The sequence below is a fragment of the Brachybacterium sp. P6-10-X1 genome (genome assembly GCF_001969445.1).
In the GTDB taxonomy this organism is placed as follows: Bacteria; Actinomycetota; Actinomycetes; order Actinomycetales; family Dermabacteraceae; genus Brachybacterium.
Genome location: NZ_CP017297.1, coordinates 318,478 through 343,817 on the forward strand (window position 1 = coordinate 318,478; position 25,340 = coordinate 343,817).

Consider the following 25,340-nt stretch of genomic DNA (forward strand, 5'->3'; position numbering starts at 1 on the left):
CGCACAGTGCACGGTGGCCGAGTCCCGGCGCGGGGCCCCGTCTTCCCCCCGGACAGCACGAAGGGCCCCGCCGCACGGCGGGAGCCCTTCGTCCAGCGGTGAGCGGACCTCAGCGTGCGGGCCCGGTCCCGTCGGTGGGCCCCGCGGAGTCGGAGCCGGCCGCGGAGGGGTCCGCGGACGCCCCGGCGGACGGCGCCGACCCGTCGGAGGAGCCGTCACGCCCCTGCTTCCGGGAGGCGTCCCTGGTCTCCAGTCGCTCCGCGTCCCCGGGAGAGACCTCGACGAGGGTCTCGACGGTGCGCAGTTCGAAGGGCGAGCCGTCGTGCTTGTCGATCGCCGTGTCCACGGAATCCTCCAGGATGTGCCGGGCCAGACGATTGCGGATCATCAGCGGATCCCTCGCGAGGTCCTTCCAGATCGCCACGCACAGCAGCAGCATGACGATGACGAAGGGCAGCGAGGAGACGATCGTGATGTTCTTCAGGCCGTTCAGGGCGGCCGCCGGATCGTTGCCGCCGGCCAGCAGCATGATCGCTGCCACGGCGCCGGTCGCCACGCCCCAGAAGACGACCATCTTGCGGGTCGGCTCCTCGGCGCCGTGCTGGCTGAGCCCGCCCATGACGATGGAGGCCGAGTCCGCGCCGGTGACGAAGAAGATCGCGACCAGCACCACGGCCAGCACCATGAGGATGATGGTGACGAAGCCCGGCACCGGCAGGGTCTCGAGGGTCTGGAACAGGATCAGGTCGAAGTTGATGTCCGGGACCCCGTCGACGACCTGCGCGAGCATGGCGCCCTCGTCCTGAGCGCGCTCGGCACGCTCCTGGATGCCGATGGCGCCGCCGCCGAAGATCGAGAACCAGATCAGGGAGACGACGGAGGGGACCAGCAGCACGCCGACGACGAACTGACGGATGGTGCGGCCGCGCGAGATGCGGCCGATGAACAGACCCACGAAGGGGCACCAGGAGACCCACCATGCCCAGTAGAAGATGGTCCAGGTGCTCATCCACTCGTCCAGCGACTGGCCGCCGGCGGCGGAGGTGCGCGAGGCCATCTCCGGCAGATCGTTGATGAAGCCGCCCACCGCGTTGGGGATCACGTTGAGGATGAACAGCGTCGGACCGCCGATGAAGACGATCAGGGCCAGGACCACGGCGAGCACCATGTTGATGTTCGAGAGGTACTGGATGCCGCGCTCGATGCCGGAGACGGCGGAGGCCACGAAGGCTGCGGTGAGCACCGCGATGATGATCACCAGGATCGGCGAGGTCACGTCGTCCATCAGGCCGACGGACTCGATGCCGCCGCCGATCTGCAGGGCGCCGAGGCCCAGCGAGCAGGCGGAGCCGAAGAGCGTCGCCAGGATGGCGAGGATGTTGATGACGCGGCCCCCGAGGCCGTCCGAGACGCGCTCACCGAACAGCGAGGTGAACATCGAGGAGAACAGCTGCGAGCGGCCGAGCCGAAAGGTTCCGTAGGCCATGCCCAGTCCGACGATCGCGTACATCGCCCACGGGTACAGGGTCCAGTGGAACAGCGTCGTGCCGAGCCCGGTGGTCATGGCCTCCGGGGTCGAGCCCTCGACGGTGCCCGGCGGCGGGGACATGTAGAAGAACAGCGGCTCGCCGACCCCGTAGAAGATGAGACCGATGCCCATGCCGGTCGCGAACATCATCGAGATCCAGGAAGCGGTCCTGAACTGCGGTTCCTCGCCGTCGCGGCCCAGCGGGATGCGACCGAAGCGGGAGGCGGCGACGATGATCACGAACAGGGTGAAGACGGTTGCTGCGATCACGTACAGCCAGCCGAAGTTGCTCATCACGCCGTTCAGGGCGCTGGTGGCGACCGAGCCGAGGCCGGTCGGGGAGATCAGTCCCCAGACCACGAATCCGATGGCGAGGACGCCGGCGATGCCGAAGACGATCTTGTCGGTGCCCAGGCGGGGCCTGCGTCGACGCCGGGGTTCTGCGCTGCGGAGATCCGCGAGGAGCTCCTGGGTGGTTTGTGTGTTCTGGCTCATGGGGAACGTGTCGCTCCCGGTGCCTCGTTCGGGCCCGCGAGGACGCCTCCTTCTTAGGGGGTGGGATGTGAAGCCGTCCTACCGTAGCGCCTGCCCCGCGCAGAGCCGCCTCGACGTGCCTTCGAGAGAGACGCGCCACCCGGAGTGGGCCCGGTCGTCCCCAGCTCGCCGGGGCCGGAATCGTCGCAGCGGCCCGGCCCCGGATACGATCTCCTACGACGGAAACGAGGACCGGCATCGTCGGCCGGCTCGACCCGAGAACAAGGAGCATCCCCGTGGCCCAGATCGCCATCACCCTGGACGGTTCACCCCAGCAGCTCGAGGAGGGGACCACGGGCACCACGCTCTTCGAGGGCCGCACCGAGATCGTCGCCCTGCGGATCGACGGCGAGCTGCGGGACCTGTCCACCACCGTGGAGGCCGGTGGGGTGGTCGAGGGTGTCGAGCTCTCCAGCCCCGACGGACTGTCGATCCTGCGTCACAGCGCCGCCCACGTCCTCGCCCAGGCGGTGCAGAAGGCCGATCCCGAGGCGAAGCTCGGCATCGGCCCGCCCATCACGGACGGCTTCTACTACGACTTCGACGTCGCCGAGCCCTTCACTCCCGAGTCGCTCAAGGCGCTCGAGAAGGAGATGAATCGGATCATCAAATCGGGGCAGCGCTTCGTCCGCCGCGAGATCTCCGACGACGCCGCCCGCGCCGAAGAGGCGCATGAGCCCTACAAGCTCGAGCTGATCGGCCTGAAGTCCACCGCCGACGAGGCCGCGGAGGGCGCCGGTGTCGAGGTCGGCGAGGGCGGTCTGACCATGTACGACAACGTCGACCGCCGCGGCGAGGTGGTGTGGACCGATCTCTGCCGCGGACCTCACCTGCCCACCACGAGACTGATCGGCAACGGTTTCGCCCTGACCCGCTCCGCCGCCGCCTACTGGCGCGGGAGCGAGAAGAACCCGATGCTGCAGCGCGTCTACGGCACGGCGTGGCCCTCCAAGGAGGAACTGCGCGCCCATCAGGAGCGGATCGCCGAGGCCGAGCGTCGCGACCATCGCCGGCTCGGCAGCGAGCTGGACCTGTTCTCCTTCCCCGACGAGATCGGCTCCGGGCTGCCGGTGTTCCACCCCAAGGGCGCGATGATCAAGATGGAGATGGAGGACTACTCGCGCCGCCGCCACGTCGAGGCCGGCTACTCCTTCGTCTCCACGCCGCACATCACCAAGAAGCACCTCTTCGAGACCTCCAAGCACCTGGAGTGGTACGCCGACGGCATGTACCCCCCGATGCACGTGGACGAGGAGGTGGACGCCGACGGCACCGTGACCAAGCAGGGCCAGGACTACTACCTCAAGCCCATGAACTGCCCGATGCACAATCTCGTCTACAGCTCCCGGGGGCGCTCCTACCGGGAACTGCCGCTGCGGCTGTTCGAGTTCGGCAGCGTGTACCGCTACGAGAAGTCCGGGGTGGTGCACGGCCTGACCCGTGCCCGCGGCTTCACCCAGGACGACGCGCACATCTACTGCAGCCGGGAGCAGATGAAGGAGGAGATCTCCCGCACCCTCGACTTCGTGCTCGGACTGCTGAAGGACTACGGGCTGGACGACTTCTATCTCGAGCTGTCCACCCGAGATCCCGAGAAGTCCGTGGGCGACGAGGCCACCTGGGTCGAGGCGACGGCCACGCTCGAGCAGGTCGCCACCGCCTCGGGGCTCGACCTGGTTCCCGATGAGGGCGGCGCCGCGTTCTACGGTCCCAAGATCTCCGTGCAGGCCAAGGACGCGATCGGCCGCACCTGGCAGCTCTCGACCATCCAGCTGGACTTCTTCGAGCCCGAGCTGTTCGAGCTGGAGTACACCGCGCCCGACGGATCGCGGCAGCGCCCCGTGATGATCCACCGCGCCCTGTTCGGATCCATCGAGCGCTTCTTCGGCGTGCTGCTGGAGCACTATGCCGGAGCGTTCCCCGTATGGCTCGCGCCCGTGCAGGTCGTCGGCGTCCCGGTCGCCGCCGAATACGTGCCCTACCTCGAGGAGGTCGCGGCGAAGCTTCGCGCCCACGGCGTGCGCGTCGAGGTCGACTCCTCCGACGACCGCATGCAGAAGAAGATCCGCACCCACACCAAGGAGAAGGTGCCCTACCTGCTCATCGCCGGCGGCGAGGACCAGGCGGGCGGGGCGGTCTCCTTCCGGATGCGGGACGGCAGCCAGGACAACGGGATCGCCGTCGACGACGCCGTCCAGCGGATCGTCACCGCGATCGCGGACAAGGTGCAGGTGTGAGCGAGACGGACCCTGCAGCCTCTCCGGAAGGACCCGAGTGGCCTGTCGTCGAGGACGCCGGTGACCTCGTCGGCGTCCCCGACGACACCGAGCGCCTGTGGACCCCGCACCGGATGGCCTACATCGGCGGGGAGAACAAACCCGTCGACCCGCACGACGGGGAGCAGTGCCCGTTCTGCGCGGCACCGCGTCGCAACGACGAGGACGGCCTCATCGTCCACCGCGGCGAGGTCTCCTACGTCGTGCTGAACCTCTACCCGTACAACTCCGGCCACCTGCTCGTGTGCCCGTACCGGCACGTCGCCGATTACACGGAGCTCGATGACGACGAGGTGCTTGAGGTCGCCGAGCTGACCCGGACCGCGATGCGCGTCATCCGCGAGGTCTCCGGCCCCGCCGGGTTCAACCTGGGCATGAACCAGGGTCCGGTGGCGGGGGCGGGAATCGCCGCGCACCTGCACCAGCACGTCGTCCCGCGCTGGATGGGCGACGCGAACTTCCTGCCCGTCGTCGGCCGGACCAAGGCGATCCCGGTCCTGCTGGCCGACACCCGACGGCTCTACGCCGACGCCTGGCCCTGAGCTAGCATGACCGAGCCCGCCGAGCGTCCCCGGCGCAGCGTCGGCCGAGGGAGGAGATCGCCGTGATGAGCACGACAGGAGCCCCTCCGCGCCCCGGCCCGGCCGCGTCCGGCCCGACGGACGCCGGCTACGGCTACGACGTCGACCGTCCCGACCCGCACGCCCCCGGGCGGATGGACGGGACCGGTCCGCGGCGCACGCGCCGGTCCCGGCCCTGGCCCCGCTGGGTGCTGTTCGGCCTGTCGTTCCTCGCCCTCGCCGGGGGCGCCGTGCTGCTGTACGCCTTCGTCATCCTGCCGCTCGGCTTCGGGACCTCGCTGGTGGCGTTCACCGCCGCCCTGGTCCCGGTCGCGATCATCCTGGGCGCCGTGTGGTGGATCGACCGCTACACCCCGCAACCGCGCATCTCGCTGATCTACGCCTTCATCTGGGGCGCCGTGGGCTCGGTGGCGCTGACATTCGTCATCGGCGCGCCGTTCACGGCCTGGATCAGCCCCAGCGAGCCCGATCAGATCACGGCCCAGTTCCTCGGGGCCGCGGTCCAGGCGCCGGTGGTCGAGGAGGCCATGAAATCCGCCGGACTGATCGGCCTGCTGATCTGGGGCCGCCGGTACATCGCCGGACCCATCGACGGCGTGGTCTACGCGGCGCTGATCGGCGGGGGCTTCGCCTTCACCGAGAACATCCTCTACTTCGGCAACTCCTTCCACCAGGCACAGGCCGCCGGCGAGGTCGCCGGGTTCTGGCAGACCTTCTTCCTGCGCGGCATCCTCTCGCCCTTCGCGCACGTATCCTTCACCGGCCTGTGCGGGCTCGGGCTGGGCATCGCGGCCGAGCGACGCTCCGTGATGCTCTACTTCGGACTCGGCGCCGGCGGACTCTCCCTGGGCATGATCCTGCACGCCCTGTGGAACGGCTCGAGCTTCTTCCTCCCCGTCGACCCCGAGAACCCCCTGGCGGGATTCCTGCGCTACTACGTCACGGTGCAGGTGCCGATCTTCCTGATCCTGGTCGGGCTCGTGCTGTTCCTGCGTCTGCGGGAGCGAAAGATCCTGCGCCGACAGCTGTCCGAGTACGGGCGGGCCGGCTGGTTCGCGCCGGCCGAGGTCGACCTGCTCGTGGCGATGGGAGCACGGCGCCGCGCGGAGAAGTGGGCGGGCCGTCACGGCGCCGTCGCCCGGATGGGGATGCGCGACCTGATCCGGGCCGCCGTCGAACTGGGCATGGAGCGCCACAGCGTGCTGCACGGGAAGCCCTCGGCCCGCACCCGCCGGCGCGAGAGCGAGCTGCTCGAACGGATCACCGCCGACCGTCGGTTGATCGGGGCGCTGACGGCCCCCGTCGTCCGCGGCTGACGTCCCCCGCGTCCGCGCCGACGGTCGCGCTCGCGGCCGAGCCCGAGACTGCGCCCGCGCCCGGGTGAGCGCCTGCGACCTCCCCGTGGCCCTACAATGGGGCGGCACTGCGCCGGGTCCGGCGCGAGAGTCGTAAGGAGAGAGATGTCAGGGCACTCCAAGTGGGCGACCACCAAGCACAAGAAGGCCGTCATCGATGCCAAGCGCGGCAAGCTGTTCGCCAAGCTGGTCAAGAACATCGAGGTGGCAGCACGCATGGGCGGCCCTGACCCAGCAGGAAACCCCACTCTCTACGACGCCATCCAGAAGGCGAAGAAGACCTCGGTCCCCAATGACAACATCGACCGCGCCGTCAAGCGCGGCGGGGGCCTCGACGGCGGCGGCGTCGAGTACGAGACCCTGATGTACGAGGGGTACGCACCCGGCGGTGTCGCCGTACTCGTCGAGTGCCTCACCGACAACAAGAACCGTGCGGTCTCCGAGGTGCGGCTGGCCTTCAACCGGGGCGGCGGCAACATGGCCGACTCCGGGTCCGTGTCCTACCTCTTCGAGCGCAGGGGAGTGGTGACGGTGCCCAAGGGCGATCTCACCGAGGACAGCCTGCTCGAGGTGGTCCTGGACTCCGGTGCCGAGGAGATCACCGACGAGGGCGATTCCTTCGAGATCCTCTCCGAGGCCACCGACGTGGTCGCCGTGCGCACCGCGCTGCAGGAGGCCGATATCGACTACGACAGCGCCGAGGCGCAGTTCGTCCCCACCATGCGCACCCCCGTCGACCTCGACGGCGCCCGGAAGGCGCTGAACCTGATCGACGCGCTCGAGGACAGCGACGACGTCCAGAACGTCTACTCCAACCTCGACGTCCCCGAGGACGTCGCCGCGCAGCTCGCCGAGGCCGGATGACCCTGCGGGTGCTCGGGGTCGACCCCGGACTGACCCGCTGCGGAATCGGCGTGATCGATTCCGCCGGTGGTCGACGTGCCACGCTCGTGACCGCCGGGGTGATCCGCTCCTCCCCCCAGGACCCCATCGACCGCAGACTGCTCACGATCGCCCGGGGGCTGCGGGCGGCGCTCGAGGAGCACGGCCCGGACGTGGTCGCCGTCGAACGCGTCTTCTCCCAGAACAACACCTCGACGGTGATGGGCACCGCCCAGGTCTCCGGCATCGCGATCGTGGAGGCCGCCGAGCGCGGCATCCCGATCGCGATGCACACCCCCTCCGAGGTCAAGGCCGCGGTCACCGGCAGCGGCCGCGCCGAGAAGAAGCAGATCCAGACCATGCTGGTGCGCCTGCTCGGACTGGAGGCGCCGCCCCAGCCCGCGGACGCCTCCGACGCGGTCGCGATCGCCCTCACCCAGCTGTGGCGCGGCCCCGGTCCGGTCGCGCTCGACGCCACCGGTGGGGCGCGCACCAGCGCCCAGGCCGTGTGGGCCCGCGCCGAGCGCACGGCTCGACGCGCCCGGGAGCGCTCCACCTCCCGGCACTGATCGAACACTCGTTCTACAGTGGTGTCGTGATCGCATCCCTGACCGGGCGAGTCGCCCGCATCGACCTCGACTCCCTCGTGCTGGACGTCGGTGGCGTGGGCTATCTCGTCCGCACCACGCCCCAGGCGCTGAGCTCCACCCGCCACGGCGCCGAGCTGCTCCTGCACACCGAGCTGGTCGTGCGCGAGGACTCGATGACGCTGTTCGGCTTCCCCCATCCCGAGGAGGCCGAGACCTTCCGCATCGTGCAGTCCGTCTCCGGCATCGGGCCCCGCACCGCGCTGGCGGTGCTGGCGGTCCTGGACCCCGAGGAGCTGCGCCGCGCCGTGGCCGAGCAGGACGCCAGGGCCATCACGCGCACTCCCGGCATCGGCCCGAAGGTCGCGAACCGGATGCTGCTCGAGCTGGGTGGGAAGCTGCCCGCCCCCTCCGGCTCCGCAGCCGGCAGCGGCGAGTCCCCGGTCGCCCCCGCCGCGGGGGTGGACGGGGACGTGGTCGAGGCCCTGGTGGGCCTGGGCTGGCCGGAGAAGGGCGCCGTCTCCGCGGTCGAGGCGGTCCGTTCCGAGGACGATGCCGTGCCCGAGGCCGCCGATCTGCTGCGCCGGGCGCTGCGTCGGCTCGGAGGCAGCCGATGAGCCACGAAGACCTCGCGCCCGACGACGACGCATCGTCGCCCTCGGTCACCAACCCCGAATCGGCACCGCCGGAGCGCACCGCCGAGGCCGCTCTGCGTCCGCGACGCCTCGACGAGTTCGTCGGTCAGCAGGTGGTGCGCGAGCAGCTGTCGCTGGTGCTCGATGCCGCGGCCGGGCGCGGTCGCTCGCCCGAGCACATGCTGCTGTCGGGCCCGCCCGGCCTCGGCAAGACGACGCTCGCGATGATCATCGCCGCCGAGCTGGCCGCGCCGCTGCGCATCACCTCCGGTCCCGCGATCCAGCACGCCGGTGATCTCGCCGCGATCCTGTCCTCGCTCGACGAGGGGGAAGTGCTCTTCATCGACGAGATCCATCGCCTCGCCCGGCCGGCCGAGGAGATGCTGTACATCGCGATGGAGGACTTCCGCGTCGACGTCGTCGTCGGCAAGGGGGTCGGGGCGACCTCGATCCCGCTGGACCTGCCGCCGTTCACCGTGGTCGGGGCCACGACCCGGGCGGGCCTGCTGCCGGCCCCGCTGCGCGATCGCTTCGGATTCATCGGGCACCTGGACTTCTATGCTCCCGAGGAGCTGCGCGAGGTCGTGCGGCGTTCGGCCGTCCGCCTGGAGGAGGACCTCGAGGAGGAGGCCGGGATCGAGATCTCCTCCCGCTCCCGGGGGACGCCACGGATCGCGAACCGCCTGCTGCGGCGGGTGCGCGACTGGGCGCAGGTCAAGGGCGACGGGCGCCTCGACCTCTCGGCCACCAAGGAGGCCCTGCGCGTCTACGAGGTCGACGACCGCGGACTGGACCGGCTGGACCGTGCGGTGCTCGGCGCGCTGTGCGGGCGTTTCGCCGGCGGGCCGGTGGGACTGTCCACCCTTGCCGTCGCCGTGGGAGAGGAGACCGAGACCGTCGAGACGATGGTCGAGCCCTACCTGGTGCGCGAGGGGTTCCTGCTGCGCACCCCCCGTGGTCGCGCCGCCGCCCCGGCGGCCTGGACCCATCTGGGCCTCGAGGCTCCCGAGGGCGGGGGCGGGATCGCCCCGACGCTCGGACGCTTCTGAGGCACGCACCACCGTCTGTGAAGCCGTCCGGGATCGGCGGGTACAGTAGAGCGGTCAGTCGTCCGCGGCAGGGCGGTCCCCGAGCACGAGCTCCCGGTCCCGCCGCTGTCCGCCGAAAGGAATCCTGTGGAATCCCTCCTGCCCCTCCTGCTCATCTTCGCGGTCATGATGCTGCCGCTGATGTTCCTCTCCAGCCGCCAGAAGAAGCAGCAGCAGAAGCAACGTGCGCTGGTCGACCAGCTCGGCGTCGGTGACGAGGTGCGCACGCACTCGGGCTTCTACGGCCTGATCGTCGACTCCTTCGACGACGTCGTGGTCCTCGAGTCCGAGGACGGCTCGCAGTCGAAGTGGGCGCGCCAGGCCATCGCGATGGGGGTCGATCCGGTCTCCGACGAGTCGGAGGGCGACGCCGCGGCGCAGGACGATGCCGCGCAGGACGACACCGCGCAGGACGACACCGCCGAGGAGACGTCCGGCTCGAGCATCCCCGGTGTGACGGTCACCGACGAGTCCGAGGATCGTCGCGACCGCTGATCGCTGCGACCGAGGTCCGCTGCGACCATGGATCGCGGCGTCCACTGACCGCGACGGCCGCCGAATATCGATCTCGCCGGTCACCGAGGGTGCCCGCACCCGTGCTCGTGAGCAGCTGCTCACCCTACCCTGCCCGTCGTCCTGAGGAATTCCCGCCATGCCCGCACGTCGCATCGCCCTGATGGCCCTTGCGGTGCTGATCCTGCTGTTGGGCGGCGGGATCGGCGCCGGGGTCTGGAAGGGCGGCTGGGAACCGGCGCCCAAGCTCGCCCTCGACCTCGAGGGCGGCACCCAGATCATCCTGCAGGCCGAGTCGCGCGATGGTGCGGCCATCGACTCGACCGCCATGGAGCAGGCACGGCAGATCATCGCCCAGCGCATCAATGCGATGGGTGTCTCCGAGACCGAGATCAGCGTCCAGGGCGGGACGAACATCGTCGTCGACGTCCCCGGGAAGCTCGACCAGGAGACCTCCGAGGCGCTGCGGCAGACGGCCTCGATGTCCTTCCGTCCCGTGCTCGGCGCCGTGGCCCCGGAGGCCTCCGGCAGCGGTGCGTCCGACGCGGGCGGCGCCTCCGACACCGGTGGTGCGTCCGACGCCGGCGGAGCCGACGGCGCGGAGAGCTCCGAGGCGCCCGCAGATCCTTCGCAGCAGCAGTTCGACGGGCTGGTCAGCGGGGATTCCTCGCTCGCTCCGCCGGCGGCCCCGGCCGGGGACGAGTTGCAGTACCCCGCCTGGTCGATGGATTGGGTGACCCCGGAGCTCCAGAAAGCCCTGTCGACCGCGGACTGCACCGATCCGCGGGCGCAGCAGGAGAAGGCCTCCGACGCTCCCGTGGACGAACCCGTGGTCGCGTGCGACCCCGAGGGCACCCAGAAGTTCCTGCTCGGCCCCGAGGTTGTGGCCGGCTCGTCGATCGCCGACTCCTCGGTGGCGGCCGACGTCAATCCGACGGGTCAGTCCACCGGCTACTACGTGGTCAACATGAGCTTCAACGAGGACGGCGCGCAGGCCTTCTCGGACATGACCTCGGCCCTGTACAACGGTGACGGTGCCTCCCCGGCCTTCGGCATCGTCCTGGACGGCCAGGTCATCTCCGCGCCGCAGGTGCAGGAGCCCTCTCCGGGCGGTGAGGCCTCGATCTCCGGGAACTTCAGCCAGGAGCAGGCCAGCCAGCTCTCCGACCAGCTGCGCTTCGGGGCGCTGCCGCTCGAGTTCACCGTCGCCTCCGAGCAGCAGATCTCCGCCACGCTGGGCACCGACCAGCTGACGATGGGCCTGATCGCGGGTCTGATCGGCCTGGCTCTGGTGGTGGTCTACGCCTTCGTCCAGTACCGCGCGCTGTCGGTGGTGACGATGACCAGCCTGCTGGTCATGGGCTTCCTCACCTACGCCACGCTGACCGTGCTCTCGAACATCCCCGACATCGGCTACCGGCTGTCGCTGGCCGGCGTGGTGGGCATGATCGTCGCGATCGCCTTCACCGCAGACTCGTTCATCGTGTACTTCGAGAGAGTGCGCGACGAGATCCGCGACGGCCGCGGGATCGTCGCCGCCGTCGACCACGGATGGGACCGGGCCAAACGGACCATCCTCGCCTCGGATGCCGTGAACGTGATCGCGGCCGTCGTGCTCTACCTGCTCTCCACCGGCGGTGTGCGCGGCTTCGCCTTCGTCCTGGGCGTGACCACGCTGCTCGACCTGCTGGTCGTCTTCTTGTTCACGCATCCTGTGCTGCAGGTCCTGGCGCGCACCCGCTTCTTCGGCAAGGGCCACCCCTTCAGCGGCCTCGACCCGGCGCGGCTGGACCGCTCCGTACCCGCCTATGCAGGGCGCGGACGGGTGCGCTCCATCGCGGACCGGAGCACCATCGAGGACGGCGAGGAGCCCCGGGAGTCGCTGGCGGCCCGCAAGGCTCGCCTGGCCCGGGAGGCCGCCGAGCGTGAACGCACCGAGCAGGACCCGGGCACCGCTGCCCAGGCCCCGAACGCCGCCGACGAGGATCCCGCCGACCGGGGGGCCGACGACGGCACCAGCGATGACGACTCCGAGGAGACGAGCCGATGACCGCGACATTCTCCCGGTTCGGCAACGACCTCCACGCCGGACGCCGCACCGTCCCCCTGGTCAGCCGGCGTCGCACCTGGTACGTGATCAGCGTCGTCGCCGTGCTGGTGCTGGCCGGACTCGCCGTGCTGCGCGGGCCGAACCTCGGGATCGAGTTCACCGGCGGCTCGGAATTCCAGGTCGCCGGGGTCTCCGACACGGAGGAGAGCATCGCCCGCGATGTCGTGCGGGAGCACGTGCCGGACAACGAACCCAAGGTCACCGTGCTCGGCGGGGACACCATGCGGGTCCAGACCGCACAGCTGGACTCCGGGCAGACCGCGGCCCTGGCCGAGGACCTCGCGGCCGCCTACGAGGTCTCCACCGACGACGTCTCCTCCTCCTTCGTCGGACCGGTCTGGAGCGAGGACATCACCCAGAAGATGCTCCAAGGCATCGCGGTGTTCCTGGTGCTGGTCGCCGCGACGATGGCGCTGTACTTCCGCAACCTGAAGGCCTCGGTCGCGGCGATGGGGGCGCTGGTGCACGACATGCTGGTCACCGCCGGGGTCTACGGCGTGGTCGGCTTCGAGATCACCCCCGGCACCGTGATCGGCTTCCTCACCGTCATGGGGTATTCGCTCTACGACACCATCGTCGTCTTCGACAAGGTCCGGGAGAACACCTCGGATCTGACCGGGCAGACCAGGGCGACGCTCGCCGACCAGGTCGAGCTGGCCGCGAACCAGACGCTCGTGCGCTCGATCAACACCTCGGTGGTGGCGCTGCTGCCGGTCGGCTCCATCCTGGCGATCGGCGCGCTCCTGCTCGGGGCGGGCACCTTGAAGGACATCTCCCTGGCCCTGTTCATCGGCATCCTCGTGGGTACCTACTCCTCGATCTTCCTGGCCCCGGGCTTCCTGGTGGACCTGCGCCGCGGGGAGAAGGGCATCCGCGAGCACACGGCGGCGGTCCACTCCGCCCGGCGCAGCGGAGATGCCACCGGCGTCGCCGCCGATCGCGGCGTGGACCGCTCCGACGATGCGGTCGAGGACGCGTTCGGGGGAGAGGTCGAGGACGACGACGGCGCCGCCCGGGACGAGGAGTCCGACCCGGTCGACGAGGGCGCGTCGGACGACGACGTGCTCCCGGACGACGACCTGCGCGCGGACGATGACCTGCACCCGGACGACGGCGAGCACTCGGAGGACGATGAGGCGCCGGCCCCGGGCGCCGACGATCCCGGGGCGGACCGAGCTCCCGAGCAGGACTCGACCGGAACCGTCGACGGCGTCCGTCAGCAGCCTCGCCGCACCACCCGGCGCCGGCGCACCGGACGATGAGAGGCATCCCATGAGCGAGACCGCACCCACCCGTGAGCAGATCGAGGACCTGCGGCGCTCCCATATCGCCGAGTACCCGGACTTCCCGGTCCCCGGGGTGCTGTTCCGGGACATCACCCCGCTGCTGCGGGACGCCCGCGCGCTGCGAGAGGTCATCCGCTACTGGATCACCCTGCTGCCGGCCGACATCGAGTACGTCGTCGGCACCGAGGCGCGCGGCTTCGTGCTGGGGGCTCCGCTGGCGTATGAGCTGGGCGCCGGTTTCGTCCCGGTCCGCAAGGCCGGCAAGCTGCCGGGGTCGCCGGCCACGCTGAGCTACGACCTCGAGTACGGCAGCGCCGTCGTCCAGATCCCGGAGGACTCCCTGCCTCCCGGAGCCCGCACGATCGTGGTGGACGACCTGCTGGCCACAGGAGGCACTGCTGCCGCCACCATCGAACTGACCCGGCAGTTCGGCGTCGACCTGCTGGGCGCCTCCTTCCTCATCGAGCTGGAGGGCCTGCAGGGGCGTCGGAGGCTGCCGGACGTCCCGCTGACCACCGTGTGGTCGATCGCGGACTGATCCCTCCTGGCCGGGGCCCCGCATGACCCGCCTGGCCGGGGGACGCTGCGCCCGTGTGAGCTGCCTGGACGGGGGACGCGGCGGTGAGGTCGGGGACCGGCGCTGGCGCGCGTAGACTTGGTGCACGCCAGAAGGAGGTGCGCAGTGCAGGAGCGGCCCGCATCGGAGAGCCTGGGAGCCGACGTCGCCACGTCGGGCTCCGGCGCCAGCGCGTCCAGCCCGACGCCGGCCCCGACGAAGGGTCCGAGCCAGGGGCCCCGCAAGCCCCGCTCCCGGCTGTCCTTCTTCTCCGCCCGGTCGGCCACCACGACGGACCCGCTGCTGGCGCCGCTGCTGGAGACCATGTCGGCGGTCAGCCCCAAGGAGACTCTCCCCCTCGTCCAGCGCGCCTACACCGTCGCCGAGCGGGCGCACCGGGGCCAGTCCCGCAAGAGCGGGGACCCCTACATCACCCACCCGGTGTCGGTGGCGACCATCCTCGCCGAGCTCGGCTCCCCGGCGGAGGTCGTGGCCGCCGCGCTGCTCCACGACACCGTCGAGGACACCGACTACTCGCTGGACCGGCTGCGCGAAGAGTTCGGCGAGGTCATCGCCGTGATGGTCGACGGGGTCACGAAGCTCGACAAGGTCACCTACGGCGAGGCCGCCCAGGCCGAGACCGTGCGCAAGATGATCGTGGCGATGAGCCGCGACGTGCGTGTGCTGCTGATCAAGCTCGCCGACCGTCTGCACAATGCCCGTACCTGGAAGTACGTCCCGGCCTCCTCGGCCGAGCGCAAGGCCAAGGAGACGCTGGAGATCTACGCGCCGCTGGCGCACCGGCTGGGCCTGAACACCATGAAGTGGGAGCTCGAGGACCGCTCCTTCCAGGTGCTGTACCCCAAGGTCTACGAGGAGATCGTGGCCCTGGTGGCGCAGCACGCACCGGCCCGCGACCAGTACCTCAAGACGGTGTCCTCCCAGATCCTGGACGATCTCAAGAAGGCGAAGATCAAGGCGGAGGTCACGGGTCGTCCCAAGCACTACTACTCGATCTACCAGAAGATGATCGTGCGCGGCCGCGACTTCGCCGACATCTACGACCTGGTCGGGGTGCGGGTGCTGGTGGACACCGTCCGCGACTGCTACGGCGTCCTGGGCACCCTGCACGCGCGCTGGTCGCCGGTGCAGGGCCGCTTCAAGGACTACATCGCGCTGCCGAAGTTCAATCTGTACCAGTCCCTGCACACCACCGTGATCGGTCCCACCGGCAAGCCCGTGGAGGTGCAGATCCGCACCCGGGAGATGCACCGTCGCGCGGAGTACGGCGTCGCCGCGCACTGGAAGTACAAGGCGATGGCCGGGGCCACCGGCGGGGACACGACCCAGGGGGCCAACGAGGCGGCCTGGCTGCGCCAGCTGATGGACTGGCAGAAGGAGACCACGGACTCCGGCGAGTTCCTGGATTCTCTGCGGTTCGAGATCAACTCCCAGGAGGTGTACGTCTTCACCCCGAAGGGGGACGTGCTGCCCCTCCCGCAGGGTTCCACGCCCGTCGACTTCGCCTACTCCGTGCACACCGAGGTCGGTCACCGCACGATCGGGGCCCGCGTCAACGGACGGCTGGTCTCCCTGGAATCCACGCTGTCCACGGGGGACGTGGTCGAGGTGTTCACCTCGAAGTCGCCGGACGCAGGTCCCAGCCGCGACTGGCTGGGGTTCGTGAAGTCCCCGCGGGCCCGCAACAAGATCCGGCACTGGTTCTCCAAGGAGCGCCGCGAAGAGGCGCTCGAGCGGGGCAAGGAGGACCTCGCCAAGGCGCTCCGCCGCCAGGACCTGCCGATGCGACGCCTGCTCACGCACGACACGCTCGCCACGGTGGCGACGGACCTGAATCTCACCTCGGTCGACGCGCTGTACACCTCGATCGGCGAGGGCCACACCGGTGCGCAGCACGTGGTGGAGAAGCTGCGTGCGGTCTTCGGCGGCTCGGACGGCGCCGAGGAGGACGTCGCGGAGATCACGCTGCCCTCTCGGGCACGGTCGCGCCCCACCCGCTCGGAGCGCCGCGCCTCGGAGTCCGACCAGGGCGTCGTCGTCGACGGCCAGACGGATCTGTGGGTCAAGCTGGCCAAGTGCTGCGCGCCGGTGCCGGGCGACCCGATCGTCGGCTTCATCACCCGCGGCTCCGGCATCTCGGTGCACCACTCCAGCTGCTCCAACGCGATCCAGCTGCAGGAGCAGCAGCCGGATCGGATGGTGGAGGTCTCCTGGTCCGGGCGGCTCTCGACGGCCTACCTCGTCCACATCAAGGTCGAGGCCCTCGACCGCCCGCGCCTGCTCACCGACCTCGCTCTGGTGATCTCCGAGCAGCAGGTCAACCTGCATTCCGCCGCCGCTCAGTCCAACACCGACCGTCTTGCCACGACACTGTTCTCCTTCGACCTCGTCGATCCCTCCCACCTGCAGTCCGTGCTGGCGCAGGTGCGCCGGGTCGAGGGCGTCTACGACGTGTACCGGGTCACGGCCGACGGCAAGGCGGTCGGCACCTCCGAACCCCTCACCGTCGGCTGACCGGACGCCCCATGCACCGCGCGAGAGGTCCTCACGCCGCGCGGTCGACACCTCCGAGCAGAGCCTCCCATCGCCCCCGCGCCGCTCGTGCCCCAGGGCGGCGACCCATCGCCTGCAGCTGCCGCCATATCGTCCGCTCGGTCAGGTGGCCGCCGCCGAGCAGCCCGCGCAGCGCGGGGACGGTGACGTGGTCGGGGCAGAATCGCAGCAGGTCCACCGCGGTGCGCAGCGGGGATGTCACCGGTGCGCCGCCGATCGTCTCGACCTCGTGGGGGTGGAGACGGGCGGTCCGCACCGTCGCCCCGATGATCGAACCGCGATGCGCGCTGGACAGGAGCTCCGCCGGGGACGGGGGAGGACCTCCCAGGAACACCCAGGCCGCCGAGGGCCCGGCGATGACGTGGTAGGACTGCAGCTGTCCGCCCAGGGCGCAGCCGAGGGCGAGCGCTCGCTCGACCGCTGTGCGGAGGAGATCCGGGGGCAGGAAGATCCCGGGCAGCACCCGGGCGAGCAGATCGTCCCGGACCATCGCAGCGACCGAGGGATTCTCCTCCCACCGCTGGAGACCGGCTCCGATCGGCACGGCGAGCTCGGCGGCGTGGTGGGACCAGGCCGCGCACAGGCCCGTGCGCGGGGGTGGCGGCGGTGCGGCGACGGTCCGGCGTCGTTGGCCGACGGAGCGCCGCGAAGGGCCGCTCGCCGTGTTCGCTGGTCTCATGCATCGACCCTGGCCCCGACGGGCGCGGACGGCAAACGCCCCGCCCGTCACTGTGGACGGGCGGGGCGGTGGAGGAAGGATCCTCGGCTGCTCGCGCGAGCTCCCGCGCTCGGATCAGCCGAGGTTGCGGGCGGACCGCTCGATCACGGCCAGCCATTCCTTGCGCGCCTCGAGCGCCGCCTCCGCCTCGGCGATCTTCGCCGGATCGCCGCCGGCGCGGGCCTTCTCGAGGTCGTCCTCGTAGGAGGCGATCGCCGAGTGCAGCTGTGAGGACGCACCTTCCACCCGGGCCCGGGTGCGCGGGTCGGTGCGGCGCCACTCGTCCTGCTCGGCGTCCTTCACCGAGCGCTCGATGCGGCGCAGCCGGTCATCGATGCGGCGCATGTCCCCGCGGGGGACCTTGCCGGCCTCCTCCCAGCGGTCCTGGATCGACCGCAGCGACGCCTTGGCGGCATCGAGGTCCTGCTGCGGATCGATGGTCTCGGCCTCCGTGAGCAGAGCCTCCTTGACCTGAAGGTTCTCCCGCTGCTCCGCCTCGAGCTGGTGGAGGTCGGCATTGCGGGCATCGAAGAAGCGGTCCTGGGCGGCCTTGAACCGCTTCCATTGGGCGTCGTCCTTCTTGCGGCTGCCGCGCGGGGCGCGCCGCCACTGCCCCATCAGGTCCTTGTAGGCCCGAACCGTCGGACCCCAGTCGGTGGAGTCCTGCATCTCCTCGGCGCGGGCGATCAGGGTCTCCTTCATCTCCGCCGCCTCGGTGTGCTTCTCGTCGAGCTGGGAGAAGAACTGCTTGCGCATCCGGTCGAAGGTGGACCTCGCCGCGGACAGCCGCTTCCACAGCGCCTCCTCCGTGGGGCGGTCCAGGGAGACGTCCTCGGTCTGCATCGACTTCCAGGTCGGCACCATCTGCCGCATCGTGTCCCCGGCGTTCTTCCAGGAGATCTGCTCGGGATCGGTGGCGACCAGCGACTCGATGGATTCGACGAACTCGGTGCGCCGACGCGTGGCCTCCTCGCGCGCTTCGGCCCGCTTGGCCTCGAGCGCCTGGATCTTGCCCTTGGCGTTCTCCCGCAGCTCGTGCGCGCGAGCCCGCAGTGCGGGGATGTCTCCGACGACCTGCGGTTCCTTCATGTTCTTGCGCAGGTTTTCGAGCAGTCGGTTGAGCTCGTTCTGCGTGTGCTCCGGGGCGTTGAGGGTGGTCTGGGTGAGATCGAGGAAGGCGACCAGGTCCAGGTAGCCGCGGGCGTACGGCGTCAGCGCCTGATCGGGGTCCGACTCGGTGGTGGAGCCGATGGTGCGCACCTGCGTACCGTCCTGGACGGTGACGGTGCCGTCCTCGGCGACGGAGCCGAAGGCTTTGGCGGCCGCCAGATCCTCCGGCGCGTAATCGGTCACCGGGGCGGCCACGGGGAGGAGGGCGGCCGTGGGTTTCTTGCCCGCGAGCGCCGCAGGGGAGGGTGCGCCGGGCTTGGGGCCCGGTGCCGCAGGCTTGCGGCCCGGTGTCGGGCGGGGGCGCGGTGCCGGGGTGGCGCCGGCGGCGTCGGACCCACCGGGGCGCGCACCGGTGCCTCGGTGATCGGCGGCGGCCACGGCGGCGGCCGAGGGAGCGGCCCCCTCCTCGGAGATCGACGCGGCCTCCTCCCGGTCCGGCACGTCCCCACCCTGGTCCTGTCGGTCACCAGTCGGGGTCTCGGCGACGGACTCGGCGTCCGCGGGCGCTGGGGGCTGCTGCTCCGGTGCCGTCGGCTCCGTCGCGTCCTGCTCCGGCGCGGCCTGTTCGGGGGCCGCCTGCTCGGGGGCCGGCTGGTCGGGGGCCGACTGCTCGGGGGAGGGGGACTGGTCTGTCGCCGGATCGGTGGGCCGATCGGCGGGGTGCGGCGCGGGGAGGGGAGTCTCGGACTCGCTCACGATTGAGCTCCTTCGAAGGGATCCGCTGCAGGGCGGGACACTGCCGCCACGATCGGCGGCCGGGCAGGCACGGGGCGCTCCTCCGGGGAGGGCGGACCACGTCCCGGAACTCTACCGTGAGCGGAGCACGAGGACCGTGCGAGTCCGCGCGACCGACGAGTGCCGTATCGAGCGATCCGTCGGGGATAATGGGGCCTTGCCGCTTTCCGTCGTCGACCCCGAGAAGGATGTGCCCCGCATGGCGAAGTCCCCGAAGAAGTCCGGCCTGTCCGGATTCCCGGAATGGCTCCCGGCCGAACGTCTCGTCGAGCAGCACGTGATCGACGTGTTCCGCGAGGTGGCCGAGCTCCACGGGTTCTCGGGCATCGAGACGCGCTCCGTGGAGCCGCTGGAGCAGCTGCTGCGCAAGGGAGAGATCGACAAGGAGGTCTACGTCCTGCGGCGGCTGCACGCCGAGGAGGACGAAGCGGCCGCCGACGACTCCGCCGCCGATCCGTCGCGCACTCTCGGACTGCACTTCGACCTGACCGTCCCCCTGGCGCGCTACGTCCTCGAGCACCAGAACGACCTGGCCTTCCCGCTGCGCCGCTTCCAGATCCAGAAGGTGTGGCGTGGTGAGCGTCCCCAGGACGGACGGTTCCGGGAGTTCTACCAGGCCGATCTGGACGTGATCGGCCAGGACACCCTGCCCGGCCACATCGAGGCCGAGGTCGCCGTGGTGATGGCCGAGATCCTCGACCGTCTGCCGCTGCCGACGTTTACGATCCACGCCAACACGAGGCGACTCTCGGAAGGGTTCTTCCGCGCTCTGGGGCTCGAGGACCACGCCGCTGTTCTGCGCTGCCTCGACAAGCTGCCGAAGATCGGTCCGGACGCCGTGCGCGAACTGCTCCTGGGGGAGATCGGTGCGACGGCGCAGCAGGCGCAGGCCTGCCTGGACTTCGCCTCGATCCGCACCCGCGACGGCTCCTTCGCCGAGCGCGTCCGCGAGCTGGGCGGCAGCGGGGAGATGGTCGAGCAGGGCATCGCCGAGCTGACCTCGGTGCTGGAGAGGGTCGAGGCCGCCGTCCCGGGAGTGATCGTCGCGGACCTCTCCATCGCACGTGGCCTGGACTACTACACCGGCACCGTCTTCGAGACGTTCGTGGCCGGGCACGAGTCGCTGGGCTCGATCTGCTCCGGGGGCCGCTACGACTCCCTGGCCACCGACAATCGGCACACCTACCCCGGCGTCGGACTGTCGATCGGACTGTCCAGACTGGTCTCGCGGATGCTCACGGCGGATCTCGCCCGCGCCTCGCGCTCGGTGCCGACCTGTGTGCTGGTAGCCGTCCTGGACGAGCAGTCCCGCCCGGTCAGCGATGCCGTCGCCCGGCAGCTGCGGAGCCGGGGGATCGCCACCGAGGTGGCCCCCACCGCCGCGAAGTTCGGCAAGCAGATCCGGTACGCGGACCGCCGCGGGATCCCCTTCGTCTGGTTCCCGGGCGAGGAGGACGCCCCCGGGGAGGTCAAGGACATCCGCACCGGAGAGCAGGTGAGCGCCGATCCCGCGACGTGGGAGCCGACGGCACAGGACCGCGAGGTGCAGATCCTGCCCGGCGGCGAGGACGGATCGGGATCCCGAGAGAGCCGATGACCTGAGTCACATCGTCGCGTCCGGGGAATGTTCCCGGGCGGGACGGCGTTCCAGCGGTCATGGCTACCGTCACGCTGAACACAGAGAACCATGACAAGACCGTCGAGGACGGCATCGTCCTGATCGACTTCTGGGCGGGCTGGTGCGTGCCGTGCCAGCGCTTCGCGCCCATCTTCGAGGAGTCCTCGGAGAGCCACGAGGACGTCACCTTCGCGAAGGTCGACACCGAGGATCAGCAGGAACTGGCCATGCGGTACGGCGTCACCTCGATCCCGACGCTGGTCGCCTATCGCGAGGGGATCCCGGTCTTCTCGCAGGCCGGTGCCCTGCCGCAGTCGGCGCTCGAGGACCTCATCGGCCAGGTCCGCAACCTGGACATGGACGAGGTCCGCACGGCGTACGCCGAGGCGCAGCAGAAGGAGCAGGCCTGAGCGACGTCCTGGGTGGCCGAGGGCCGACGAGGAACGAGTCGTCCCCGAGGTCGACCGGTAGGAGTTCAGGCGGACAGCAGGGCCTGAGCTGAGGCCTCGGGTGCCCCGCCGTCGGCACCGTCCCCACCGAGACAAGGCCCCGCCCCCGAATGCTTCGGGGGCGGGGCCTTGTTCTCGTGCGCGCACGAGACTCCTGCGTGGCGCGATCGTCCGGGGGTGACCTCGCTCAGGGGCGACGGGGCCCCTTCCGCTTCGCGTCGAAGCGGCCGCCGTCCTCCCGGCGCGGACGCTCATTGCCACGTCGCCCGCCGCCCTGGCCGCCGCGAGGGCCCTGGTCCTCGCTGATGCGCAGCGCGCGACCGCCGACCTTCGCCTTCCCGATGCGCGCCTTCTGTCCCTCGTCGAGGGAACCGCGGATCTGCACCAGGGAGAAGCTGGGGAAGATCTGGATCTTGCCCACGTCCTTGCCGTGCAGACCGCCCTCGCCCGTGATCGCACCGACGATCCCCGGCGGGCGAGCCCCGTGGGTGTGCCCCACGCCGACGCGGTAGGACGTGTAGCCGTGCTCGGTCTGTCCGCCGCCGCGCGGACCCCGCTCGGGGCGTCCCCGGTCGTCGCCCGTCAGCGTGGCACCGGTGAACTCCTCGTCCTCGGTGGGGGTGCCGGGGCCGTCGTCGCCGACGGACATGGCGCCCAGCACCGCGGCGAGCTCGAGCGGGTCGATCTCGTGCTCGGAGACGAATTCGCTGATCAGCTCGCGGTACAGCTCGAGGCGTCCGCGCTCGATCCGGGCCGGGACCTGGGTGAGCAGCGCGGCCAGCCGGTGCTTGGACACGTCACGGGGGGACGGGATGACCGCTTCGGCGAGGGTCTGCTTGGTGACGCGCTCGATGTTCTTCAGCGCCCGGCGCTCGTGCGGGCCGATGAACGTCAGCGCCTCGCCGGAGCGGCCGGCGCGGCCGGTGCGGCCCACGCGGTGGACGTACGCCTCGGGCTCGCGCGGCACGTCGAAGTTCACGACCAGGCCGATGCGCTCGACGTCCAGACCGCGGGCGGCCACGTCGGTCGCCACCAACACCTGCAGCGACCCGTCCCGCAGCCGCTCGACGATCTTCTCGCGCTCCTTCTGCGGCACGTCACCGCTGATGGAGGCAGCGATCAGACCGCGCGAGAGCAGGGCGGTGCCGATCTCCTCCGCAGCGGCGCGGGTGCGCACGAAGACGATCGCCGCTTCCGCCTCGGAGGTCGCCAGCACCCGGGCGAGCGCGCCCGTACGGTGCTTGAAGGGCACCACGGCGTAGGTCTGGTGGACGCTCTTGACCGTGGATGCCTGCCGGGACACGCTCACGCGGACCGGATCCTTCATGTGGTCCTGGGCGACGCGCTGGATGGCTGAGGGCATGGTCGCCGAGAACAGGGCGACCTGGCGGTCGGCAGGCGAGTGGGAGAGGATCTCCTCGACGTCCTCCGCGAAGCCCATGCGCAGCATCTCGTCGGCCTCGTCGAGGACCGCCATGCGGATGGTGTCCAGACGCAGATTGGTGCGTCGCATGTGATCCATCACGCGGCCCGGGGTTCCGACGACGACCTGGGCACCGCGGGCGAGCGCCCGCTCCTGCGGACCGTAGGGGGAGCCGCCGTACACGGCGAGGACGTCGAGGCCGCCGATCGACGTCGCGAAGGACGAGATGGCGTCGGCGACCTGCATGGCCAGCTCACGCGTCGGGGCGAGCACGAGGGCCTGGACCTGGCGCAGCTCGGGGTCGACGGCGGCGAGCAGGGGGAGGCCGAAGGCCGCGGTCTTGCCGGTGCCGGTCTGGGCGACCCCGATGACGTCCCTGCCCTCGAGCAACGGCGGGATCGCCTGGGCCTGGATGGGGGAGGGGGTGGTGAAGCCGAGCTCGTCGACCGCGCGGCGCAGGGGCGCGGGCAGATCGATGTCGTCGAAGCCGGGTTCCGCGGGAGCGTCCGGGGTCTCGTGATCGGAGCTCTCGGACTCCGTCACGGGATTCTGGGCAGGGGAGGCGTCGGTCATGGCGTCCTTCGGAGGGTGGAAGAGATCAACAGCCCTCGCAAGTCGCAGGGCGTCAGTGCCCTGGCAGGTCGCGATGTGAGACTTCCGCGGAGTGAACAGCGCAGCTCGAGCGACGAATGGGCTCGAAGGACCTGCGCTATCGCAGGTCGGACAGCGTTCAGTCTACGGGGCGGGGTCCCGGGCCGATAGGGGGACGTGCGCGAGATCGCTCACGCTGCGCGGTAGGCTGATGGGCTCAGGCCCTCGGGCGCTGCAGTCCCGTCCGCCCCGGCGGACCGAGGGTCCGCGCCCGCCACCACCCACTGTGAAGGACACCTCGTGCTGCGCACCCATTCCGCCGGCGCGCTCCGCCCGGAGCACATCGGACAGACCGTCACCCTCACCGGCTGGATCGGTCGTCGCCGTGACCACGGCGGCGTGACGTTCCTCGACCTGCGCGACGCCGGGGGCGTCGCCCAGGTGGTGGTCCGCGAGGACGAGGCGATGCATCTGCGCAATGAATACGTGCTGCGCGTCGTCGGGACGGTGGGTCGTCGCCCCGAGGGCAATGAGAACCCGCTGCTGCCCTCGGGCGACGTCGAGGTCACCGCTGACGAGGTCGAGGTCCTCAGCAGCTCCGCGCCGCTTCCCTTCCAGCTCGATGAGCACACCGAGGTCGGCGAGGAGGCGCGTCTGCGCTATCGCTACCTGGACCTCCGTCGGCAGGGACCCGCCGCCGCCCTGCGCCTGCGCTCCGAGGTGAACCGCGCCGCCCGCGACACCCTCCTGGACCAGGAGTTCGTGGAGGTCGAGACGCCGACCCTGACCCGCTCGACCCCGGAGGGTGCTCGGGACTTCCTCGTGCCCGCGCGCCTGGCGCCCGGCTCCTGGTACGCCCTGCCGCAGTCGCCCCAGCTGTTCAAGCAGCTGCTGATGGTCGGCGGTGTCGAGAAGTACTTCCAGCTGGCCCGCTGCTACCGCGACGAGGACTTCCGCGCCGATCGCCAGCCCGAGTTCACCCAGCTCGACGTCGAGATGAGCTTCGTGGACCAGGAGGACGTGATCACCGTGGCCGAGGAGATCCTCACCGCCGTGTGGGCGAAGGGCGGGCACCGGATCACCGCGCCGTTCCCGCGCCTGACCTACGCCGAGTCGATGCGGCGCTATGGCTCCGACAAGCCGGACCTGCGTTTCGACCTGGAGCTGGTCGAGATGACCGAGTACTTCGCCGAGACGCCGTTCCGCGTCTTCCAGGCGCCCTACGTCGGAGCGGTCGTCATGGCCGGCGGTGCGGCGCAGCCACGCCGCCGGCTCGATGCCTGGCAGGACTGGGCCAAGCAGCGCGGTGCCAAGGGGCTCGCCTACGTGCTGGTGCAGGAGGACGGCTCGCTGACCGGCCCGGTCTCCAAGAACATCTCCGAGGCGGAGAAGGCCGGTCTGTGCGATGCCACGGGTGCGTCCCCCGGGGACTGCATCTTCTTCGCGGCGGGGGAGGTGAAGCCCTCGCGTGCCCTGCTGGGAGCCGCCCGCGGTGAGATCGCCGATCGCCTGGGTCTGATCGACCACGACGAGTTCGCCTTCGTGTGGGTGGTGGACGCGCCGATGTTCGAACCCGCCGCGGAGGCCCGCGCCGCCGGGGACGTCGCCGTCGGCGGCGGCGCGTGGACGGCGGTCCACCACGCCTTCAGCTCGCCCAAGCCGGAGTTCATGGACACCTTCGACACCGACCCGGGCTCGGCGCTGGCCTACGCCTACGACATCGTGTGCAACGGCAACGAGATCGGCGGCGGGTCGATCCGTATCCACGACCAGTCCGTCCAACAGCGCGTGTTCGAGGTCATGGGCATCGGGCCGGAGGAGGCCCAGGAGAAGTTCGGCTTCCTGCTGGACGCCTTCCAGTTCGGAGCCCCGCCGCACGGCGGCATCGCCTTCGGCTGGGACCGGATCGTGGCCCTGCTCGCCGGGGAGGACTCGATCCGTGAGGTCATCGCCTTCCCCAAGACCGGCAACGGATTCGACCCGCTGACCGCCGCGCCGGCGCCGATCACGGTCCAGCAGCGCAAGGAGGCCGGGGTCGACGCGAAGCCGGCCCCGCAGGTAAAGGGCGAAGCGCCCGAGAAGGCCGTCGAGAACCCGCCGACCGCCTGAGAGCGCCCCACCGACGCAGATC

General features: G+C 70.7%; 19 protein-coding genes. 15 read left to right on the forward strand and 4 right to left on the reverse strand.

Annotation, left to right across the window (positions count from 1 at the left end; all coding sequences use genetic code 11):
* Positions 1 to 109 precede the first annotated feature (109 nt).
* Positions 110 to 2,023, reverse strand: a complete 1,914-nt coding sequence (locus tag BH708_RS01435) for a BCCT family transporter (RefSeq protein ID WP_083713186.1) — start codon at positions 2,021 to 2,023, stop codon at positions 110 to 112.
* A gap of 275 nt (positions 2,024 to 2,298) precedes the next feature.
* On the opposite strand from BH708_RS01435, the gene thrS reads away from it, so the two are divergent.
* The 12 genes from thrS (at position 2,299) to BH708_RS01495 (ending at position 16,466) form a co-directional block, all read left to right on the forward strand.
* Positions 2,299 to 4,299: a threonine--tRNA ligase gene (gene thrS / locus BH708_RS01440; protein ID WP_076806004.1), complete on the forward strand. Its 2,001-nt coding sequence runs from the start codon at positions 2,299 to 2,301 to the stop codon at positions 4,297 to 4,299.
* Positions 4,296 to 4,880 (forward strand): HIT domain-containing protein, encoded by a 585-nt coding sequence (locus BH708_RS01445; RefSeq protein WP_076806005.1) that lies wholly within the window; start codon positions 4,296 to 4,298, stop codon positions 4,878 to 4,880. Before thrS ends, BH708_RS01445 begins: the two co-directional genes overlap by 4 nt.
* Before the next feature lie 65 nt (positions 4,881 to 4,945).
* Positions 4,946 to 6,235 (forward strand): PrsW family intramembrane metalloprotease, encoded by a 1,290-nt coding sequence (locus BH708_RS01450; RefSeq protein WP_076806006.1) that lies wholly within the window; start codon positions 4,946 to 4,948, stop codon positions 6,233 to 6,235.
* A 144-nt stretch (positions 6,236 to 6,379) separates the two neighbouring features.
* The gene (locus BH708_RS01455; RefSeq protein WP_076806008.1) at positions 6,380 to 7,138 is read left to right on the forward strand and encodes a YebC/PmpR family DNA-binding transcriptional regulator; all 759 of its coding nucleotides are present in this window, start codon (positions 6,380 to 6,382) and stop codon (positions 7,136 to 7,138) included.
* Positions 7,135 to 7,725, forward strand: a complete 591-nt coding sequence (ruvC, locus tag BH708_RS01460) for a crossover junction endodeoxyribonuclease RuvC (RefSeq protein WP_076806010.1) — start codon at positions 7,135 to 7,137, stop codon at positions 7,723 to 7,725. The genes BH708_RS01455 and ruvC overlap by 4 nt, the downstream gene beginning before the upstream one ends.
* Positions 7,726 to 7,751: 26 nt before the next feature.
* Complete coding sequence (gene ruvA, locus BH708_RS01465; RefSeq protein WP_076810644.1) at positions 7,752 to 8,360, forward strand: Holliday junction branch migration protein RuvA; 609 nt, start codon at positions 7,752 to 7,754, stop codon at positions 8,358 to 8,360.
* Entirely contained in the window at positions 8,357 to 9,427 is a 1,071-nt protein-coding gene (gene ruvB / locus BH708_RS01470) for a Holliday junction branch migration DNA helicase RuvB (RefSeq protein ID WP_076806012.1), read from the forward strand. The genes ruvA and ruvB overlap by 4 nt, the downstream gene beginning before the upstream one ends.
* 126 nt (positions 9,428 to 9,553) lie before the next feature.
* Positions 9,554 to 9,961 (forward strand): preprotein translocase subunit YajC, encoded by a 408-nt coding sequence (gene yajC / locus BH708_RS01475; protein WP_253705437.1) that lies wholly within the window; start codon positions 9,554 to 9,556, stop codon positions 9,959 to 9,961.
* 157 nt (positions 9,962 to 10,118) lie between these two features.
* Positions 10,119 to 12,029, forward strand: coding sequence for a protein translocase subunit SecD (secD, locus tag BH708_RS01480; protein ID WP_076806014.1), 1,911 nt, complete (start codon positions 10,119 to 10,121; stop codon positions 12,027 to 12,029).
* On the forward strand, positions 12,026 to 13,351 hold the full coding sequence (gene secF / locus BH708_RS01485) for a protein translocase subunit SecF (protein ID WP_076806016.1): 1,326 nt from the start codon (positions 12,026 to 12,028) through the stop codon (positions 13,349 to 13,351). The genes secD and secF overlap by 4 nt, the downstream gene beginning before the upstream one ends.
* A gap of 10 nt (positions 13,352 to 13,361) precedes the next feature.
* Entirely contained in the window at positions 13,362 to 13,913 is a 552-nt protein-coding gene (locus tag BH708_RS01490) for an adenine phosphoribosyltransferase (RefSeq protein ID WP_076806018.1), read from the forward strand.
* 144 nt (positions 13,914 to 14,057) lie between these two features.
* On the forward strand, positions 14,058 to 16,466 hold the full coding sequence (locus tag BH708_RS01495; RefSeq protein WP_076806021.1) for a bifunctional (p)ppGpp synthetase/guanosine-3',5'-bis(diphosphate) 3'-pyrophosphohydrolase: 2,409 nt from the start codon (positions 14,058 to 14,060) through the stop codon (positions 16,464 to 16,466).
* Positions 16,467 to 16,497: 31 nt separating this feature from the next.
* Here BH708_RS01495 and BH708_RS01500 read toward each other — a convergent pair whose 3' ends face one another.
* A complete protein-coding gene (locus tag BH708_RS01500; protein ID WP_157235654.1) occupies positions 16,498 to 17,184 on the reverse strand; it encodes a hypothetical protein in 687 nt (228 codons plus the stop codon).
* A 114-nt stretch (positions 17,185 to 17,298) separates the two neighbouring features.
* Positions 17,299 to 19,089 carry a DUF349 domain-containing protein gene (locus BH708_RS01505; protein ID WP_076806024.1) on the reverse strand — a complete coding sequence of 597 codons (1,791 nt, stop codon included), beginning with the start codon at positions 19,087 to 19,089 and terminating at the stop codon, positions 17,299 to 17,301.
* Between the two features lie 238 nt (positions 19,090 to 19,327).
* On the opposite strand from BH708_RS01505, the gene hisS reads away from it, so the two are divergent.
* Together hisS and trxA are read left to right on the forward strand one after the other, a co-directional pair.
* Positions 19,328 to 20,725: a histidine--tRNA ligase gene (hisS, locus tag BH708_RS01510; RefSeq protein WP_076806026.1), complete on the forward strand. Its 1,398-nt coding sequence runs from the start codon at positions 19,328 to 19,330 to the stop codon at positions 20,723 to 20,725.
* A 59-nt stretch (positions 20,726 to 20,784) separates the two neighbouring features.
* The gene (trxA, locus tag BH708_RS01515; protein WP_076806028.1) at positions 20,785 to 21,156 is read left to right on the forward strand and encodes a thioredoxin; all 372 of its coding nucleotides are present in this window, start codon (positions 20,785 to 20,787) and stop codon (positions 21,154 to 21,156) included.
* A gap of 226 nt (positions 21,157 to 21,382) precedes the next feature.
* Here trxA and BH708_RS01520 read toward each other — a convergent pair whose 3' ends face one another.
* The gene (locus tag BH708_RS01520; protein WP_076806030.1) at positions 21,383 to 23,191 is read right to left on the reverse strand and encodes a DEAD/DEAH box helicase; all 1,809 of its coding nucleotides are present in this window, start codon (positions 23,189 to 23,191) and stop codon (positions 21,383 to 21,385) included.
* A 318-nt stretch (positions 23,192 to 23,509) separates the two neighbouring features.
* On the opposite strand from BH708_RS01520, the gene aspS reads away from it, so the two are divergent.
* Entirely contained in the window at positions 23,510 to 25,318 is a 1,809-nt protein-coding gene (gene aspS / locus BH708_RS01525) for an aspartate--tRNA ligase (RefSeq protein WP_076806032.1), read from the forward strand.
* Positions 25,319 to 25,340: the final 22 nt, after the last annotated feature.